This is a genomic window from Janthinobacterium sp. JC611 (assembly GCF_018682595.1).
Taxonomy (GTDB): domain Bacteria; phylum Pseudomonadota; class Gammaproteobacteria; order Burkholderiales; family Burkholderiaceae_D; genus Janthinobacterium.
In genome coordinates, this window is record NZ_JAFLJN010000004.1 from 35,005 (window position 1) to 50,545 (window position 15,541).

The window sequence follows — 15,541 nt, forward strand, 5'->3', positions numbered from 1 at the left end:
CATCCTGCCCTAAGGAATTCATATGTTCGGTTTTAACTTGCGTGTTGCCAAGATGGTGTGGACGGCATTCCTCATCGCCTTCCTGCTCTTTCTCACCTACAAGGTCTCGTCGACCCTGATCGTGGTGGTGTTTGCGATTTTCTTCAGCTACCTCGTATATCCGCTGATCGGCCTGCTGGAGCGGTACGGGCCGAAGCGCTTGCCGCGCACGGCCAATATCGGCATCGTCTTCCTTGTGGTGATCTTGCTGGTGGCGGTGCTGGGGTCGATTTTCGGGGCGCGCATCGAGGAAGAGGCGATCAAGCTCAGCGATCAGTTGCCGACTCTGCTCAAAGGCAACAACTTTGCCGAACGCATCCCATTACCGGAGTTCATGGAACCGCTGCGCGCGCGCCTGCTGTCGTTCATGCAGACGCAGCTGAGCAGCGGTACGGGACAGGCCATGCCGCTGGCGAAGGAACTGGGTTTGACCGTCATGCATGCGGCCAGCAACCTGATCTATCTCGTGCTGGTGCCCGTGCTGAGCTTTTTGCTGATCAAGGAAGGGCCGGACATGCGCGACGGCTTGCTGTCCCTGCTGAACCGCCCGAACAAGAAACTCTGGGGCGCCATCATCGACGACCTCGACATCTTGCTGTCGCGCTATGTGCGCGCCCTGCTGCTGTTGTCGATCGCCACTTTTGTGTCCTACAGCATCGCCTTTTCCCTGATGGGCGTCCCGTACAGCCTGCTGCTGGCCGGCGCCGCCGCCTTGCTGGAATTCATTCCGTTTGCCGGCCCGCTGGCGGCCGCCGTCATCGCCGTCGTCGTGGCCGGTTTCAGCGGCTTCGAGCATGTGTTCTGGCTGATCGGCTTTATCGCCGCCTACCGCTTGTTCCAGGATTACGTGGTCAACCCGTACCTGATGAGCGAAGGCGTGGAAGTAAGCCCGCTGATGGTGATCGTCGGCTTGCTGGCCGGCGACCAGTTGGGCGGCGTGGTCGGCATCTTCCTGTCCGTGCCCGTGATGGCCGCCATCAAGATCGTCTTCGTGCGTGCCCGGGCGGCCTTGCAGGCGCGCCACGATGCGCTGGAGAAAGCGGAACAGGCCGCGGAGGAAGCGCGCGCCCAGGCCCTGGCCGAGGCGGCGCGCTTGCAGGAGCAGGGCAGCAAGGCCACCCTGGAAGCGCAATAACTTAGAACTCTTCCCACTCGCCGCTGTTATCCGCGGCAGGCTTGGCCGGACGCGGTTTGGCGGCAGCGGCCGGTTCGGCAGCGGCACCGGCCGGCGCCAGGCGCAGGGCCGGGCGTTTCAAGGCCGTGCTGGCGGCGGCCACGACAGGCTTGCGCAAGGCTGGCTTGGCGGCGGCAGGACCGCTGTGGGCGGCGTCCAGTTTAAAGATGCTGACCATTTCGGCCAGCGCCGCCGCCTGTTCCTGCATGGCTTCCGAGGCGGCCGCCGCTTCTTCCACCAGCGCCGCATTCTGTTGCGTCACGGTATCCATTTCCGCCACGGCTTGATTGATCTGGCCGATGCCCAGTTCCTGTTCGCGGCCGGCGGCGCTGATTTCGCCCATGATGTCCGTCACGCGGCGGATGCTGGACACGATCTCGTCCATCGTCGTGCCCGTCTGGCTGACGAGCGCGCTGCCGGCGCCCACGTTCTGCACCGACGCTTCGATGAGCACTTTAATGTCCTTGGCGGCGCTGGCAGAGCGGTGCGCCAGGTTGCGCACTTCCGTGGCGACGACGGCGAAACCACGGCCCTGCTCACCCGCGCGGGCCGCTTCCACGGCCGCGTTCAGGGCCAGGATGTTGGTCTGGAAGGCGATGCCGTCGATCACGCCGATGATATCGGCGATCTTTTTCGACGATTCGCTGATGCTGCCCATGGTGTCGACCACTTGCGCCACCAGCGCGCCACCTTTCACCGCCACGTCCGAGGCGGAGACGGCCAGCTGGTTCGCCTGGCGCGCATTGTCGGAATTCTGCTTGACGGTCGAGGTCAGCTCTTCCAGCGAGGAGGCCGTTTCTTCCAGGCTCGACGCTTGCTGCTCCGTGCGGCTGGACAAGTCCAGGTTGCCCGAGGCGATTTCATTGCTGGCCGTGGCGATGGCGCCGCTGCCGTCGCGCACGCCGCGCACGGTGGTCGACAGGCGTTCCTGCATTTTCTGCAAGCCCGTCAGCAAGGCGCCCATCTCGTCGTGGCGCGTGATGACGATGTCGTTGGCCAGGTTGCCGTCGGCAATGGCGCCGAAATGGCGCAGGGCCTGGTCCAGCGGGCCAAAGATGGCGCGCAGCAGCAAGATGCTGGAAATAATCGTCAGCAAGGCGCCGACCAGCATGCCGCCGATGGCCATGGTCACTTGCGTGTGGTAGCTGGACTGGCTTTCCGCATACATCGCGGCGGCCGAAGTGGCCTGGAATTGGGTCAATGTTTCGGCAGCCTGGTCCAGGGTGCGGTACAGGGGAGACAAGCCCGTCATCATCAGCTTGTCCGCCTGCTCGACATTGTTCTCGCGCAAGGCCTTGTCCATGGCCAGCACGCCATTATTGATATAGTCGCTGCGTTTCTTGTCCATGTCGTCCGACAGGCGCTTTTCTTCCGCGCTTTGCGGCAGGCCCAGGTACACCTTCCAGGACTTGTTGGAAGCTTCCAGGAATTGTTCGGAGCGCGCCAGGGTATCCTTGGCGTCGGCGGCATCCGGGTGCACCATCACGCGGTCCATCGTGAAACGGGCGCGGCCCAGGGCGATCTGCGATTCGCCGATCGCCTGCGTCGATGCCAGCTGGTTGCTATAGACCTCGTTGAGGCTGTTGTTGGCCGATTTCAGGCTGATGATACTCATGGCGCCCAGCACGGCGATCAGCACGCCCAGCACGCTTATGGTGGCGATCAGGCGCATTTTTATTGTTATGTTCGACAGCATGCAGTTTCCTTGGTAAGGGCGCGACCGTGCCACCGCTGCCGTATGGAATAGCGGCAAACACCAGATGGGCAGGTCACGTGAATTGTTCAGGACAGGTCGATACGGCGTGTGCGGCGGCAGGGGGGAAGGCGGCCCGCGCATATCGTCAGGAGTGAAATACAGAGCAACAGGGTTGAGGTTTTCTGCACTTTTAATTTCCTGACTGCAAGATACAGGGAAAGATTACCAGTAGCAATATCCAGCATGGATTTTCATGCTTTGTAACAAGTAGATGATGTTTTTTGCGCAGAACTGGCATTCCGCCGCCTTGCGCGGTCGCGCCGGAATGCCAGGTATGTTAATAGACGGTTTCTGTCATGAGCTTGCCGTCGAGGGTGGTCAGCATGTGCCGCCACCGCCAGGTTCGACCCACTGGCCCTGCTTCTTGCCTCGCCGCGTAAAAAAAATGCTGCTATGCATCAATAATCATGGGCGATAGTCGCAGCTCTTGTTATCATCGCAAGCCTTATCGCAGCGCGCCCATCCTGGCAGCGGTGCTGACCTCAATCACATCACCATGACACAGAATTTTTTCCAGACATTTATCCTGCTCTTGCTTGTCACCGATCCGTTCGGCAACGTTTCCCTGTTCGTCAACGCCCTGAAACGGGTACCGGTCGAGCGGCGCTGGAAAGTCGTGGTGCGCGAGTGCATGATCGCCTTCGGCATCTTGCTGCTGTTTATGTTCTTCGGCCGCCATTTCCTCAACGCCTTGCAGTTGTCGGAAGTGGCGCTGCGCATCGGCGGCGGCGTGATCCTGTTCCTGATCGCCATGCGCATGGTGTTCCCACAGCCCAACGCGGGCAATAGCGACCACGAGATGGGCGGCGAACCGTTCATCGTGCCGCTGGCCATCCCCGCGCTGGCCGGTCCGTCGGCGCTGGCGACGGTCTTGCTGTTTTCCTCGCATGAAATGAACGACGTCATCGCCCACGTGGCGGGGCTGACGGCCGTGGCCGTCGTCTGGCTGGCCGTCTTCCTGTGCGCCGAACGCTTGCAGCGCGCGCTCGGTCCAAGAGTCATGACGGCGTTCGAGCGCCTGATGGGCTTGATCCTGACGGCGATGGCCATTGAAATGCTGCTGGCCGGCATACGCGCGTTCCTGAAGTCCGTTTAACCTCAGCATTCATCCACTCAAGGAGTCCAGCATGAGCCGTTGCGCCCACCTTTGCCTGATGGCCGATTACAACCAGTGGATGAATGCCAAAGTGTATGCGGCGGCGGCCGGCCTGCCGCCCGAAGAGCTCAGCCGCGAGCGGGGCGCCTTCTTCGGCTCCTTGCTGGCTACCTTGAACCACGTGATGGTGGGCGACACGCTATGGCTGCAGCGCTATGCCAAGCACCCGGCCGGCTTTCCCCTGCTCGACCCGATCCGCGCCATCACGCCGCCCGCTTCGCTCACGCACCCGCTGTACGCTGCCGAGGATTTTGCCGCCATGCACGCGCACCGGCAATGGCTGGACCAGCTCATCGTCGCCTGGGCCGCCTCCATCCGCGAAGAAGACCTCGACCACTTGCTCGATTACCGCAACAGCAAGGGGCCGAACCGGCGCGAATTCTTCAGCCTGCTCATGCATTTCTTCAACCACCAGACGCATCACCGGGGCCAGGCCAGCACCCTGCTGTCGCAGGCGGGCGTGGATATCGGCGACACGGATCTACTGTTTCGCATCCCCAACCATATTCAAGACTGACGATGGGCGGTAACGCCACGCCTTGAGCAAGATCAAGGCCAGCGCCAGACCGCCCAGCAGTGCGCCGCAGGCCAGCGCCCCCGGCATGCCATAGGACTCGATGGCCATGCCTCCCGCCAATGCCCCCACCGTCACGCCCAGGTTGATGGCGGCGATATACACGCCGATGGCAAACGCGGGCGCCTCGCGCGCTTCGCTGCTGAGCCACACTTGCGTCACGATCAGCCCGCTCGTGTGCGCCGCGCCCCAGAACAGCAGCAAGACGGCCAGCGCCGCCCAGCCGAGACCAGTTCCCGCATGGCGGTACAACAGCCAGTACGCCAGCCCCAGCAGCAGTGGCTGCAGCACCACCGTGCGCAGCACATGCGTGCCCAGCTGGCGCCCCGCGAACAGATTGCCGGCCACGCCGCCCATGCCAAACACCACCAGCGCCAGCCCCGTCTGGCGCGCCGACAAGCCCGCTTCCTGCTGCAGATAGGCGGCCGCATACGCATACACGGCAAACATGGCGGCAAACACCAGCACGGCGGCGGCGATGGTGAACCACAGGGCGGGTTTGCGCAGCACGGCCAATTGACTGCCATACGCCAGCGGCGCTTCGCGCGGCGTGTCCGGCAAGAACAGGTACAGCCCCAGCGCGGCCAGCGCGTTGACAAGGGCGCAGGCAAGAAACGATGCCTCGTAGCCAACCTGCGCGGCGATCCAGGTGGTGAGCGGAATGCCCAGCACCATGCCCATGCTGGTGCCCGTGAACGCATGCGCGCCGGCCCGCGCCGCCTCGCGCGGCGGGTACAGGGCGGCGGCGGCCACCATGGCCAGCGAGAAATACACGGGGTGGAACAGGGCCGGCACGATGCGCAGCGCCAATAGCCACTCGAAGCGGGGCGCATAGGCCGAGGCCACGCTGGCCAGCGCGAACACCAGCAGCGAGACGATCAGCACGCGCTTGCGGCGCCAGCGCGTGGCCAGCAGCACGAGGAAGGGGCCGCCCACGGCGATCACCAGGGCGAACAGGCTCACCAGCGACCCCGCCTGCGCGGCCGTCACGCCGTAGCGCTGCATGATCATCGGCAAGATACCCACCACGCCAAACTCGATGCAATACACGCCGAACAGGCCCAGCGCGAGGAAGACGACGGGATGCGGGCGCGTCATTGCCCCTGCTCCACGCCATACACGGCCTGGCACAATTCCGTCACGAACGGCCCCGCCATGCCTTCCAATGCCGTATTCGTGAACGCCACGACGGACAATTCCTGCGCAGGGTCGACAAACCACGAGTGGCCATACGTGCCACCCATGCGCCAGCTGCCGACGGACTCGGGCGTGGCGGCAAGCAGCGGATCGGTCAGCACCGTAAAACCCAGGCCGAAGCCGCGGCCCGGCCAGAAGGGCAGCTCGAAACCGCCCGTCTGGCTGGTGCCCATCTGGCGCGCCAGCGCCGGCGGCAGCAGGGGTGCGCCGCCCAGCCGCAAGCTTTCCAGCAGGCGCATGAAGTCCGGCGCGGAGCCGAGCATGCCGGCGCCGCCGGACGGGTAGGCGTGCGCATCGCGCGCGCGCGCCGGAGCCAAGGTAAAACCTGCCATGCCGTCGAGAAACGGCAAATGGTCTTCCCCAACGTCGAGCAAGCGGCGCGGCCGGGACTCGCCTGCCGCGCGGTCCGCATATGCGACGGCCAGGCGCGCCGGGTCGGTGGCCAGGAAACCCGTGTCGCGCATGGCCAGCGGCGCCGTCACCAGCTGTGCCACGGCGCGCGCCAGCGGCAAGCCCGTCACCGCTTCGATCACGGCGCCCAGCACGTCGGTGGCGATCGAATACGCCCAGCGCTCGCCCGGCGCAGAGGCGAGCGGCACGCTGGCCAGGCGGCGCAGGTTGTCGGCCAGGCTCACGGTCGACGCATCCATGCCGTCGGACACCCGCGCCTGCGCATACGCGCCGCCCGGCGGCTGGAAGAAGCCATAGTCGAGACCAGCCGTGTGCATGAGCAAGTGGCGCACGGTGATCGCCGCCACGGCGCCATCCGGCTGGCGCGGCGCAAAATACGGCAGCCAGCGCGCCACCAGGTCGTCCAGCCCCAGGCGATGCTGCCCCACCAGCGCCAGCGCGGCCGTGGAGACGATGGGCTTGCTGACGGACGCCAGGCGGAAGACGGCGTCATCAACCATGGGCGTGCCCGCCTCGCGGTCCAGGCAGCCGGCCGCGCGGCGATACACGTCCTGGCCACGGTGGCGCACCAGCACCACGGCGCCCACCAGGCGCTGCTGGCGCAAGACAAGATCGAGCAAGGGATCGATGCGGGCGGACAAGGCCACGGCAGAGAAGTTGTACATCATGGAATGCCTTTCAAATGATCAGGTTGCCAAGGTAAGGCAGGCGCGATCAAAGAAAAACAGGCTATAGTTTCTGTCTGTGCGGACGCCGGCATCCGCAATTAAAGGAAAGCGAATGGATAACCTGGCGGGATTCACGGCCTTCGTGCAGGCGGCCGAACTGCGCAGTTTTGTAGCGGCGGGCCGGGTGCTCGGCATTTCCGCCTCGGCCGTGGGCAAGAGCATCGCGCGGCTGGAAGCGCGCCTGGACGTGCGCCTGTTTCACCGCAGCACGCGCAGCATCGCGCTGACCAGCGAAGGCAGCGTGTTTCTCGAACGCTGCCGGTGCATCCTGGGCGAGATCGAGGCGGCCGAGCTGGAGTTATCCAACAGCAAGAGCGCGCCGCAAGGCCGGCTGCGCGTCAGCCTGCCGCAGGTGGGCAGCCTGCTCAATCCCGTGCTGGCCGCGTTCGCGCGCGCGTATCCGCTGGTGGAGCTCGACCTCGATTTCAGCGACCGCCGGGTCGACGTCATCGAAGAAGGCTACGATGCCGTCGTGCGCGCGGGAGACAACGCCGACAGCCGTTTGATGAGCCGCCAGCTGGGCCAGTTCCAGCTGCAACTGGTGGCCGCGCCCGCCTATCTGGCCCGGCACGGCACGCCCGCGCTGCCCGCCGACCTGGTCCGCCATACTTGTTTGCTGTACAAGTTTCCCAGCAGCGGCAAGGTCGAGGCGTGGCCTTTGGCCGAATGGCCCGCCTTGCAGGCGGCCGGCCTGCCGGCGCTACTGAGCTGCAACAATGTCGAGACCTTGCTGCACTTCGCCGAAAGCGGCCTGGGCATCGCCGCCCTGCCCGACTTTGCCGTGCGCGCGGCGCTCGCCACGGGCCGTTTGCACCCTGTGCTGGACGCGCACCGCCAGCACGACGGCGCCTTTCGCCTCCTGTGGCCCAGCAGCCGCCACCTGACGCCGAAACTGCGCGCCTTCATCGATTTCCTGGCCACCCACCTGTTTGCGGAAAACTGAGTCCGCACCCAGCGCCGCGCTCGTTGTTTCCATACGACAACTTTTTTAAGTTGCTAGCAATTTTTAAACTTTTCGGGGACTTGATACAAATTTTTGTATTGCAGTGCGGAATTTTGAGGAACAATTACAGGCTGGCTGCCGTTACGTATAAACCCGTAGCCCTGACCTGCCGACGTTTTCCCTCACTTCCGCACCACGAAAGCAATCATGTCACTCACACAATTCAAAATCGGCACCCGGCTCGGGATCGGGTTTGCTGTCGTCCTCGGCCTGCTGGTGGCCGTCTTGCTCGTCGGCCTGTATTCCATGGGGCAACTGAGCGCGCGCACGCACGATATCGTGGCCGACAAGAACGTCAAGATGGCGGCCGCCAATACCATGAGCGACAACGTGCGCAACATTACCCTGGCGATCACCAGCGTGGTGGTGGCGCCGACGGAAGCGCTGGTGCAGGCGGAACTGGCGAAGATCGGCGAAGCGCGCAAGAAATACGGCGCCGCCAAGGAAACCTTGCAAAAGAAAATCTCGACGGACAAGGAAACGGCCCTGATGGCCGAACTGGACGCGGCCCTGAAATCGGGCGCGCCGCTGAACAACAAGGTCATCGAGCTGCGCAATGCGGGCCAGACGGAAGAAGCGATCGCCTTCCTGACGCAGCAGGCGGCGCCGAGCCTGAAGATCGTGCTGGGCGCGCTCGACAGCCTGGTCGCCTATGAAGCGCAGCAGGCCGCGCAAGCGGCAACGGACGCCGAAACGCTGAGCGCCAGCGCGCGCGCCTCCATGATTGCCCTGGGCAGCGTGGCCGTGCTGCTGGGCGCCTTCGTTGCCTGGATCATCACGCGTTCGATCACACAGCCCATCAATGCGGCCGTCAGCGTGGCCGAAACCGTGGCCTCGGGCGACTTGTCCTCGCACATCGTCGTCCATTCCAGCGATGAAACGGGCCGCCTGCTGGGCGCCCTGAAAGCCATGAACACCAGCCTGCTGGGCGTGGTGGCGCAAGTGCGCCACGGCACGGATGCGATCTCCACGGCATCGAGCGAAATTGCCGCCGGCAACCTCGACCTGTCGTCACGCACGGAAGAGCAAGCCAGTTCGCTGGAAGAAACGGCGTCGGCCATGGAAGAGCTGACCTCGACCGTGAAGCAGAACGCGGACAATGCGCGCCAGGCCAACCAGCTGGCGAAAAGCGCGTCGGAAGTGGCCGTGCGCGGCGGCAGCATCGTCTCGCAAGTGGTCGACACCATGGGCACCATCAATGCCTCGTCGAAGAAGATCGTCGACATCATCGGCGTCATCGACGGCATCGCCTTCCAGACGAATATCCTGGCCTTGAACGCGGCCGTCGAAGCGGCGCGCGCGGGCGAGCAGGGCCGTGGCTTCGCCGTCGTGGCCACGGAAGTGCGCAATCTGGCCCAACGATCCGCTGGCGCAGCGAAAGAAATCAAGGAATTGATCGCCGCGTCGGTGGCCAACGTGGACACGGGGTCGCGCCTCGTCAATGAAGCGGGCCAGACCATGGGCGACATCGTCGACAGCATCGTGCGCGTGACCGACATCATGGGCGAGATCACTTCCGCCACACACGAGCAGACCATCGGCATCGAACAGATCAACATGGCCATTGCCCAGATGGATGAAGTGACGCAGCAAAACGCGGCCCTGGTGGAAGAAGCGGCGGCCGCCTCGCAAAGCATGCAGGAACAGGCGGGCGAACTGGCGCACGTGGTGGGCTTCTTTAAGACCGGCAACCATGTCGCCAGCGCACCCAGGCTGACGCCGGTGCGCACCACGCCGGCAGCGCCAGCCATCGCACGCCCCGCGGCCAAGCCCGCACCCGCGCGCCAGGCCGTCGCGGCCGCGCCGGCGCGCCGCGGCAATGCTGCCACCGAGAGCGAATGGGAAGAGTTTTAAGCAATAGCAACATCCTCCCCACGGGAAAGCCAGGCAGGAAGTTGCTGCCTGGCTTTTTTTCGTCCGCCATCGCCACTTTTTTTGCGGCAAAGCCCGCGCAATAGGCAAAAGTGCAAAACGTGCACCGCGCATACGCTTTACAATCCTCGCTCGCTTTACAAAATATTGGTCATCATGAATCAGGCAGAACAGCAGCGCCTCCTGGCTATCCTGGAGTATTGGCACAAGATCGAATTCTTTATCCCGTTTGACCTGAATCAAATCACGGACGTTGAAGACCAGTCCACCGTGCGTCTCCTGCACCGCGAACAGCTGGCGCAATTGCCGCCGCAGTTCGCCACGCAGTGGCAAGTGCCGTCCGACCGCGAGATCGACGGCTTTTCATTGTTCCTCGGCGTGTTCGACAAGGCCGAAATCAACAAGGCTTGTCCGCCGGCCAGCGGCCCGGAAAACATCGCCGACACAGAAAAAACGGAGCTGCTGGGACGCTCGTGCTTTGCCCGCCTGAACCTCAATGCACTGGGCGAGCCGCAATTCGATCCCGTGTCCGTGTCGACCTTGCCGTGGGCCCTGGGCCGCGCCCGCACGCCGGACTGGTCGGGCCTGAGCCTGGACGCCTTCAGCGACAGCCAGCTGGCGCTGCAAGACAGCCTGCGCAATTTCGCGGCAAGCCGCGTCCCGCAGCCAGTGACGGACGAAGCGGGTAATGTGGCGTCTCCCCTGTCCGGCATGGAGATCGCGGCCCTGGCCGACCTGCTGCGCGACTGGGCCGGTTTCCACCCGTCGGCCGGCCAGCCGCTGGCCGTGCTGGAATTGCGCACCCGCAAGAAACGCGCGGCCGTGGCGGACGCCGATACGCCGGAGTCCAGCCGGAACCGCAGCCTGGACTTCGGCGACGCGGTGGAGCCGTCGATCGATATCCTCAACAGTTTTTACCTCGATGACCTGGAGCAGATCATCCGCGCCTTGCGTGGCGGCAAGCTGCCGGCGACGGTCGCCGCCTATCTGACGCCGCTGGCGCAGGATGAGCGCATCGACCTGTACAGCCCGGCCGGACGCCAGGCGCTGGCCGCCATGCTCAATCCCGCGAACATGAACCGCGGACACTGGCTGGAAGACGCCAGCTACGCCATGAGCCTGATGCAGCAGTTCGCCATCCACGGCGCGCGCACGGGCTTGAGCGAGCGGGGCATCTTTTCCGTGAATGGCCCGCCGGGCACGGGCAAGACGACCTTGTTGCGCGAATTGTTCGCCGACAATATCGTGCGCCGCGCCAGCGTGCTGTCCTGCCTGGACCGCGCCGCCGACGCCTTCATCGGCAAGGTGGCCGTGGCCTTCGAAGGCGTGCGCGACCCCATCACGATTGCCCGCTTGCGCCCGGAACTGACGGGCTTTGAAATGGTCGTCGCCTCGTCAAACAATGCGGCCGTGGAAAACATTTCCGGCGACCTGCCGAAACCTAAACAACTGGGCAAGGAATGGGCGCGCACGCGCTATTTTGAAAGCGTGGCGCGCCGGGTCGTGGCCGACGGCAATGGCGCCAACCGCGCCCTGGGCGAGGCGGAAGCGCCATGGGGCTTGATGTCCTGTGCGCTGGGCAACAGCGCCAACCGCCGCCGCTTCATCAGCAATTTCTATGACGATGACTGGGACAAGAGCACGGCGCGCAAGACGCCGCACGCGCAGAACATCCGCCAATGGCTGGCCAGTTACCAGGGCGTGAGCTTCGCCCAGGCCGCGCGCGAGTTCCGCGAGACGGAACACGTGGTGGAAAAGGCCCTGGCCGAGCACGCCCAGTACGCGGCCCTGTGGCAAGCCGTCGGCACCTGCACGGAAGCTGATTTCATCCAGGCCAGCCAGCAGGCGCTGATTGCTGCCGAGCAAGAGATGGATGCGGCGAATGGCGCCCTGTCCGACGCGCTGGCGCAGCAGGACACCCTGCTGCTCAGCAAGAAGGAATTGCTGGAGGAAGAACGCCTGGTGGCGCTGACGCAACCGGGCTTCTTTGCCCGCCTGTTCCGCACGGCCCCGGCGCGCGCCTACAAGGAGGCCGTCGTCGCCAACGCCGAGGCGCAGCGCCAGGCCGCGCGTGACGTGTCCGCCATCAAGCTGCTGCTGAAAGGCGAGCTGGAGCCGCGCTGCGAGCGCGCCCGCAACAGCCAGCACATCGCCCTGCGCACGGCGCAGTCGCGCCAGCGCGAATGGGATGACAGCACGGAACTGCTGCGCCGCGCCCGCCTGCGCTTCCCCACCATCATCGCGCCGGCGACCCTGGACGAGCTGGACGGCGACGCCCTGCAAATCGACGGCCTGTGGCATGAACCGGCCCTGGCGCGCCTGCGCTCGCGCCTGTTCGCCAAGGCCCTGGCCCTGCACGAAGCGTGGCTGGCGGAAGTGGCGAAAAAAGGTGGTCCCGGCTTTGGCGGCAACTTGCTGGCCGTGTCAAAATTGCTGAAAAACAAGCGCGCCTATGACCAGTCGCACGTCGCCATGGTGTGGCACAGCCTGTTCATGGTGGTGCCCGTCGTATCGACCACGTTCGCCTCGTTCGCGCGCCAGTTCCAGGGCATGGGCCCCGAATCGCTGGGCTGGCTGTTCATCGATGAAGCGGGCCAGGCACCGCCACAGGCGGCGCTGGGCGGCCTGTGGCGCGCCAAGCGCGCCGTCGTCGTGGGCGACCCGCTGCAGATCGAACCCGTGTTCACGGTGCCGGGCCGCCTCGTGCAAACGTTATCCGCCCTGTCGCCGCACACGCGCGATGGCAGCTATGCGCCGACGTCCGTGTCCGTGCAGACCCTGGCGGACAAGGCCAACCGCTATGGCGCGGCTGTCGGCGCCCACAGCGAAAAACCCTTGTGGATCGGCAGCCCCTTGCGCGTGCACCGCCGCTGCGTGGAACCGATGTTTTCGCTGGCCAACAGCATCGCCTACGAAGACAAGATGGTCTACGGCCTGGCCGAGCGCACGCCGCCGGCCGGCGCGCGCGGCCTCACGCGGGGCCCCAGCCGCTGGATCGACGCCATCGGTCCCGTCAGCTACAAGCAGGTGGTGCCCGTGCAGCTCGATTTCGTGCTGGAAGTGCTATTAAAGCTGTATCGCCGCGACGGCAAGCTGCCCGACATGTATGTGATCACGCCATTCAAGGCCGTGCGCGACGCATTGCGTTCGCGCATCGTCGACATGGACTGGGACCGCCGCCTCGGCTACGGCAAGGCGCCGACGGCGCGTGAATTGCGCCAGTGGAGCGGCCAGATGGTGGGCACCGTGCACACCTTCCAGGGCAAGGAACAAAGCGTGGTGATGCTGGTCCTCGGCGCCGACGACAGCACGGCCGGCGCCGCGCAATGGGCGGCGGCCACGCCGAACCTGCTCAACGTGGCCCTCACGCGCGCCCAGCATTATGTGTACATCGTCGGCAACCCGCTGCTGTGGGGGCAGTTGCCGCACTTTGCACCGGCGTGCGCGCAATTGCCGCATACGGGCATGCATGAGTTCCTGGTCGAAATGGGCTAAACGGGGAAGGTGAGCGTAAACGTCGTCGCGGCCGCGTCGGACGCCACCGTCGCGCCGCCGCCATGCAACTGCATGATGGCCGTGACGATGGCCAGCCCTAGGCCGGTGGAGGCGGCCGAGTCGCTGCGGGCCGGGTCGGCGCGGTAGAAGCGCTCGAACAGGTGCGGCAAGTGACGGGCGGGGATGGCGGGGCCGAGGTTGCTCACGCTCAATTCCACGCCCTCGTTCGTCGCATGCGAGCGCAAGACAATCGTGCTGCCGGGCGCCGCGTGGCGGATGGCGTTCGACAGCAGGTTGCCCAGCGCGCGGCGCAGCAGTTGCGGCTCGGCCGTCACATTGCCGCTGCCGTGGCAGGCCAGCGCCAGCCCCCGCTCTTCGGCCAGGCCTTCAAAGAAATCGGCCAGGCGCAAGAATTCGTCCTGCACGGGCAAGGCTTGCTTAATCAGGATCATCTCATCCTGCTGCGCCCGCGCCAGGAACAGCATGCTGTCGATCATGCGCGACAGCCGTTCCAGCTCTTCCACATTCGACGACACCAGCTGTTCATACTCGTGCGCACTGCGCGGGCGCGCCAGCATGACCTGGCTTTGCCCCAGCAGATTGGTGACGGGCGTGCGGAATTCATGCGCCAGGTCGGCGGAAAACTGCGACAGCCGCGCATAGCCTTCCTGCAGCCGCGCCAGCATGGCGTTGAGCGCCTGGATCAAGGGCAAGAGCTCCGTCGGCGCGCCGCGCGCCTCCAGCTGCTGGCCCAGCTTGCCCGGCCGCACGAGGGCCGCATGGGCAGCGATATTGCGCAACGGCCGCAGTCCCCGCAGCAGCATCACGCTGGCAAGAATCGCCGCCACCAGCGCGCTGACGGCGACGGAGACGACGATCTGCCAGCGGTAGGCGGCAAACATGGCCGTGCGGTCGCCGTAGACCCGGGCGACGGAAATGTCGGCCATCTGCGCCGGATCGCCGATGCGCGCGCTGGCCGCCACGACCCTGGCCGGATAGCCGTCGCGGCTGATCCAGCTGACGATGTCGCTGGCTGTCACGGGCGCATCGACGGCCACGGGAACAGGATGCGCCACCGTCTCGGCGTTCGGGTTGACATCGATCAAACGCGTGCCATCGGCGCGCACGATACGCACCAGGGAGTTCTCTTGCCCGCTCATGGTGTCGCGAAAGTACTGGGGCCGCTCGCGGATGATGTCCAGGGTGCCCGCGTTACCGAGTAATTGCTGGATCTGCCGCAGTTTTCCCAATAATAAAATGTCGTCGCGGCGCTCGATTTCCGCCACGAACGAGCGGTACAAATGCATGCCCAGGCCGGCCGACACGAGCGCCACGATCAGCACGAACACGAGCGTGACGCGCAGGGTCAGCGAGCGGCGCAGTTGCGAGAATTTCATGCGGCTGCGCCGCCGTCGGGAGCAGATGGCGCGCGCAATTCGCAGACATAGCCCATGCCCCGCAAGGTGTGGATCAGCTTGGGTTCGAACGGATCGTCGAGCTTGCTGCGCAGGCGGCGGATGGCCGCGTCGATGACGTTGGTGTCGCTCTCGAAATTGATGTCCCACACTTGCGAAGCGATGATGGAGCGCGACAAGACCTCGCCCTGGCGCCGCGCCAACAAATGCAGCAAGCCGAATTCCTTGGCCGTCAGGGTGATGCGCTGGCCTTGCCGGCTGACCTTGCGTTTCATCACATCGATTTCCATGTCGCCGATGCGGATCACGTCGTCTTCGCGGGGCGGCCCGCGCCGCAGCAGGGTGCGGATGCGCGCCACCAGTTCGGCAAAGGCGAACGGTTTCACCAGGTAATCGTCGGCGCCCAGTTCCAGCCCTTTCACGCGGTCCTGCACCTCGTCGCGCGCCGTGAGGAAAATCACGGGCACGTCCGCGCCGCCTTCCTGCAGCCGCAGCGCGCGCAAGACTTGCCAGCCATCCATGATGGGCAGCATGACGTCGAGCACGATGAGATCGGGCGACTCCGTACTTGCCATGTGCAGGCCGTCGCGGCCGTTGCGCGCCAGGCTCACCGTAAAACCGGACTCGGCCAGGCCGCGCAGCAGGTAGTCGCCCGTCTTCGGTTCGTCTTCGATGACCAGGATGCGCATGGGAGGGGCTTTCGTGTGGGATGTTGCACCAT

General features: G+C 65.0%; 11 protein-coding genes. 6 read left to right on the forward strand and 5 right to left on the reverse strand.

The window, feature by feature from the left end; genetic code table 11:
* Nucleotides 1–22 precede the first annotated feature (22 nt).
* On the forward strand, nucleotides 23–1,174 hold the full coding sequence (locus J0O65_RS05595) for an AI-2E family transporter (protein WP_215404945.1): 1,152 nt from the start codon (nucleotides 23–25) through the stop codon (nucleotides 1,172–1,174).
* A gap of 1 nt (nucleotide 1,175) precedes the next feature.
* On the opposite strand, the gene J0O65_RS05600 is transcribed toward J0O65_RS05595, so the two are convergent.
* Nucleotides 1,176–2,909 carry a methyl-accepting chemotaxis protein gene (locus J0O65_RS05600; RefSeq protein WP_215404947.1) on the reverse strand — a complete coding sequence of 578 codons (1,734 nt, stop codon included), beginning with the start codon at nucleotides 2,907–2,909 and terminating at the stop codon, nucleotides 1,176–1,178.
* A 556-nt stretch (nucleotides 2,910–3,465) separates the two neighbouring features.
* On the opposite strand from J0O65_RS05600, the gene J0O65_RS05605 reads away from it, so the two are divergent.
* Together J0O65_RS05605 and J0O65_RS05610 are read left to right on the forward strand one after the other, a co-directional pair.
* Complete coding sequence (locus J0O65_RS05605; protein WP_101483148.1) at nucleotides 3,466–4,065, forward strand: MarC family protein; 600 nt, start codon at nucleotides 3,466–3,468, stop codon at nucleotides 4,063–4,065.
* A gap of 31 nt (nucleotides 4,066–4,096) precedes the next feature.
* Complete coding sequence (locus J0O65_RS05610; RefSeq protein WP_215404949.1) at nucleotides 4,097–4,642, forward strand: DinB family protein; 546 nt, start codon at nucleotides 4,097–4,099, stop codon at nucleotides 4,640–4,642.
* On the opposite strand, the gene J0O65_RS05615 is transcribed toward J0O65_RS05610, so the two are convergent.
* Together J0O65_RS05615 and J0O65_RS05620 are read right to left on the reverse strand one after the other, a co-directional pair.
* Nucleotides 4,607–5,797 carry an MFS transporter gene (locus tag J0O65_RS05615; RefSeq protein WP_215404951.1) on the reverse strand — a complete coding sequence of 397 codons (1,191 nt, stop codon included), beginning with the start codon at nucleotides 5,795–5,797 and terminating at the stop codon, nucleotides 4,607–4,609. The two genes, J0O65_RS05610 and J0O65_RS05615, sit on opposite strands and share 36 nt — an antisense overlap.
* Nucleotides 5,794–6,975 carry a serine hydrolase domain-containing protein gene (locus tag J0O65_RS05620; protein WP_215404952.1) on the reverse strand — a complete coding sequence of 394 codons (1,182 nt, stop codon included), beginning with the start codon at nucleotides 6,973–6,975 and terminating at the stop codon, nucleotides 5,794–5,796. The genes J0O65_RS05615 and J0O65_RS05620 overlap by 4 nt, the downstream gene beginning before the upstream one ends.
* A gap of 112 nt (nucleotides 6,976–7,087) precedes the next feature.
* Here J0O65_RS05620 and J0O65_RS05625 point away from each other — a divergent pair, with 112 nt between their 5' ends.
* From J0O65_RS05625 to J0O65_RS05635, 3 genes are all read left to right on the forward strand, one after another.
* Nucleotides 7,088–7,978: a LysR family transcriptional regulator gene (locus tag J0O65_RS05625; RefSeq protein ID WP_215404953.1), complete on the forward strand. Its 891-nt coding sequence runs from the start codon at nucleotides 7,088–7,090 to the stop codon at nucleotides 7,976–7,978.
* Nucleotides 7,979–8,185: 207 nt separating this feature from the next.
* Nucleotides 8,186–9,892 carry a methyl-accepting chemotaxis protein gene (locus tag J0O65_RS05630; RefSeq protein WP_215404955.1) on the forward strand — a complete coding sequence of 569 codons (1,707 nt, stop codon included), beginning with the start codon at nucleotides 8,186–8,188 and terminating at the stop codon, nucleotides 9,890–9,892.
* Nucleotides 9,893–10,066: 174 nt separating this feature from the next.
* Nucleotides 10,067–13,405, forward strand: a complete 3,339-nt coding sequence (locus J0O65_RS05635) for a DEAD/DEAH box helicase (protein WP_251373514.1) — start codon at nucleotides 10,067–10,069, stop codon at nucleotides 13,403–13,405.
* Here the strand turns inward: J0O65_RS05635 and J0O65_RS05640 are convergent.
* Together J0O65_RS05640 and J0O65_RS05645 are read right to left on the reverse strand one after the other, a co-directional pair.
* On the reverse strand, nucleotides 13,402–14,802 hold the full coding sequence (locus J0O65_RS05640; RefSeq protein ID WP_215404959.1) for a heavy metal sensor histidine kinase: 1,401 nt from the start codon (nucleotides 14,800–14,802) through the stop codon (nucleotides 13,402–13,404). The genes J0O65_RS05635 and J0O65_RS05640 overlap by 4 nt on opposite strands.
* Nucleotides 14,799–15,509, reverse strand: a complete 711-nt coding sequence (locus tag J0O65_RS05645; RefSeq protein WP_215404961.1) for a heavy metal response regulator transcription factor — start codon at nucleotides 15,507–15,509, stop codon at nucleotides 14,799–14,801. The genes J0O65_RS05640 and J0O65_RS05645 overlap by 4 nt, the downstream gene beginning before the upstream one ends.
* Nucleotides 15,510–15,541: the final 32 nt, after the last annotated feature.

What these genes read in the sequence shown, in the direction of transcription:
- J0O65_RS05595 (WP_215404945.1), top strand. Translation starts at nt 23, where the DNA reads ATGTTCGGTTTTAACTTGCGTGTTGCCAAGATGGTGTGGACGGCATTC.
- J0O65_RS05600 (WP_215404947.1), bottom strand. Translation starts at nt 2,909, where the DNA reads ATGCTGTCGAACATAACAATAAAAATGCGCCTGATCGCCACCATAAGC.
- J0O65_RS05605 (WP_101483148.1), top strand. Translation starts at nt 3,466, where the DNA reads ATGACACAGAATTTTTTCCAGACATTTATCCTGCTCTTGCTTGTCACC.
- J0O65_RS05610 (WP_215404949.1), top strand. Translation starts at nt 4,097, where the DNA reads ATGAGCCGTTGCGCCCACCTTTGCCTGATGGCCGATTACAACCAGTGG.
- J0O65_RS05615 (WP_215404951.1), bottom strand. Translation starts at nt 5,797, where the DNA reads ATGACGCGCCCGCATCCCGTCGTCTTCCTCGCGCTGGGCCTGTTCGGC.
- J0O65_RS05620 (WP_215404952.1), bottom strand. Translation starts at nt 6,975, where the DNA reads ATGATGTACAACTTCTCTGCCGTGGCCTTGTCCGCCCGCATCGATCCC.
- J0O65_RS05625 (WP_215404953.1), top strand. Translation starts at nt 7,088, where the DNA reads ATGGATAACCTGGCGGGATTCACGGCCTTCGTGCAGGCGGCCGAACTG.
- J0O65_RS05630 (WP_215404955.1), top strand. Translation starts at nt 8,186, where the DNA reads ATGTCACTCACACAATTCAAAATCGGCACCCGGCTCGGGATCGGGTTT.
- J0O65_RS05635 (WP_251373514.1), top strand. Translation starts at nt 10,067, where the DNA reads ATGAATCAGGCAGAACAGCAGCGCCTCCTGGCTATCCTGGAGTATTGG.
- J0O65_RS05640 (WP_215404959.1), bottom strand. Translation starts at nt 14,802, where the DNA reads ATGAAATTCTCGCAACTGCGCCGCTCGCTGACCCTGCGCGTCACGCTC.
- J0O65_RS05645 (WP_215404961.1), bottom strand. Translation starts at nt 15,509, where the DNA reads ATGCGCATCCTGGTCATCGAAGACGAACCGAAGACGGGCGACTACCTG.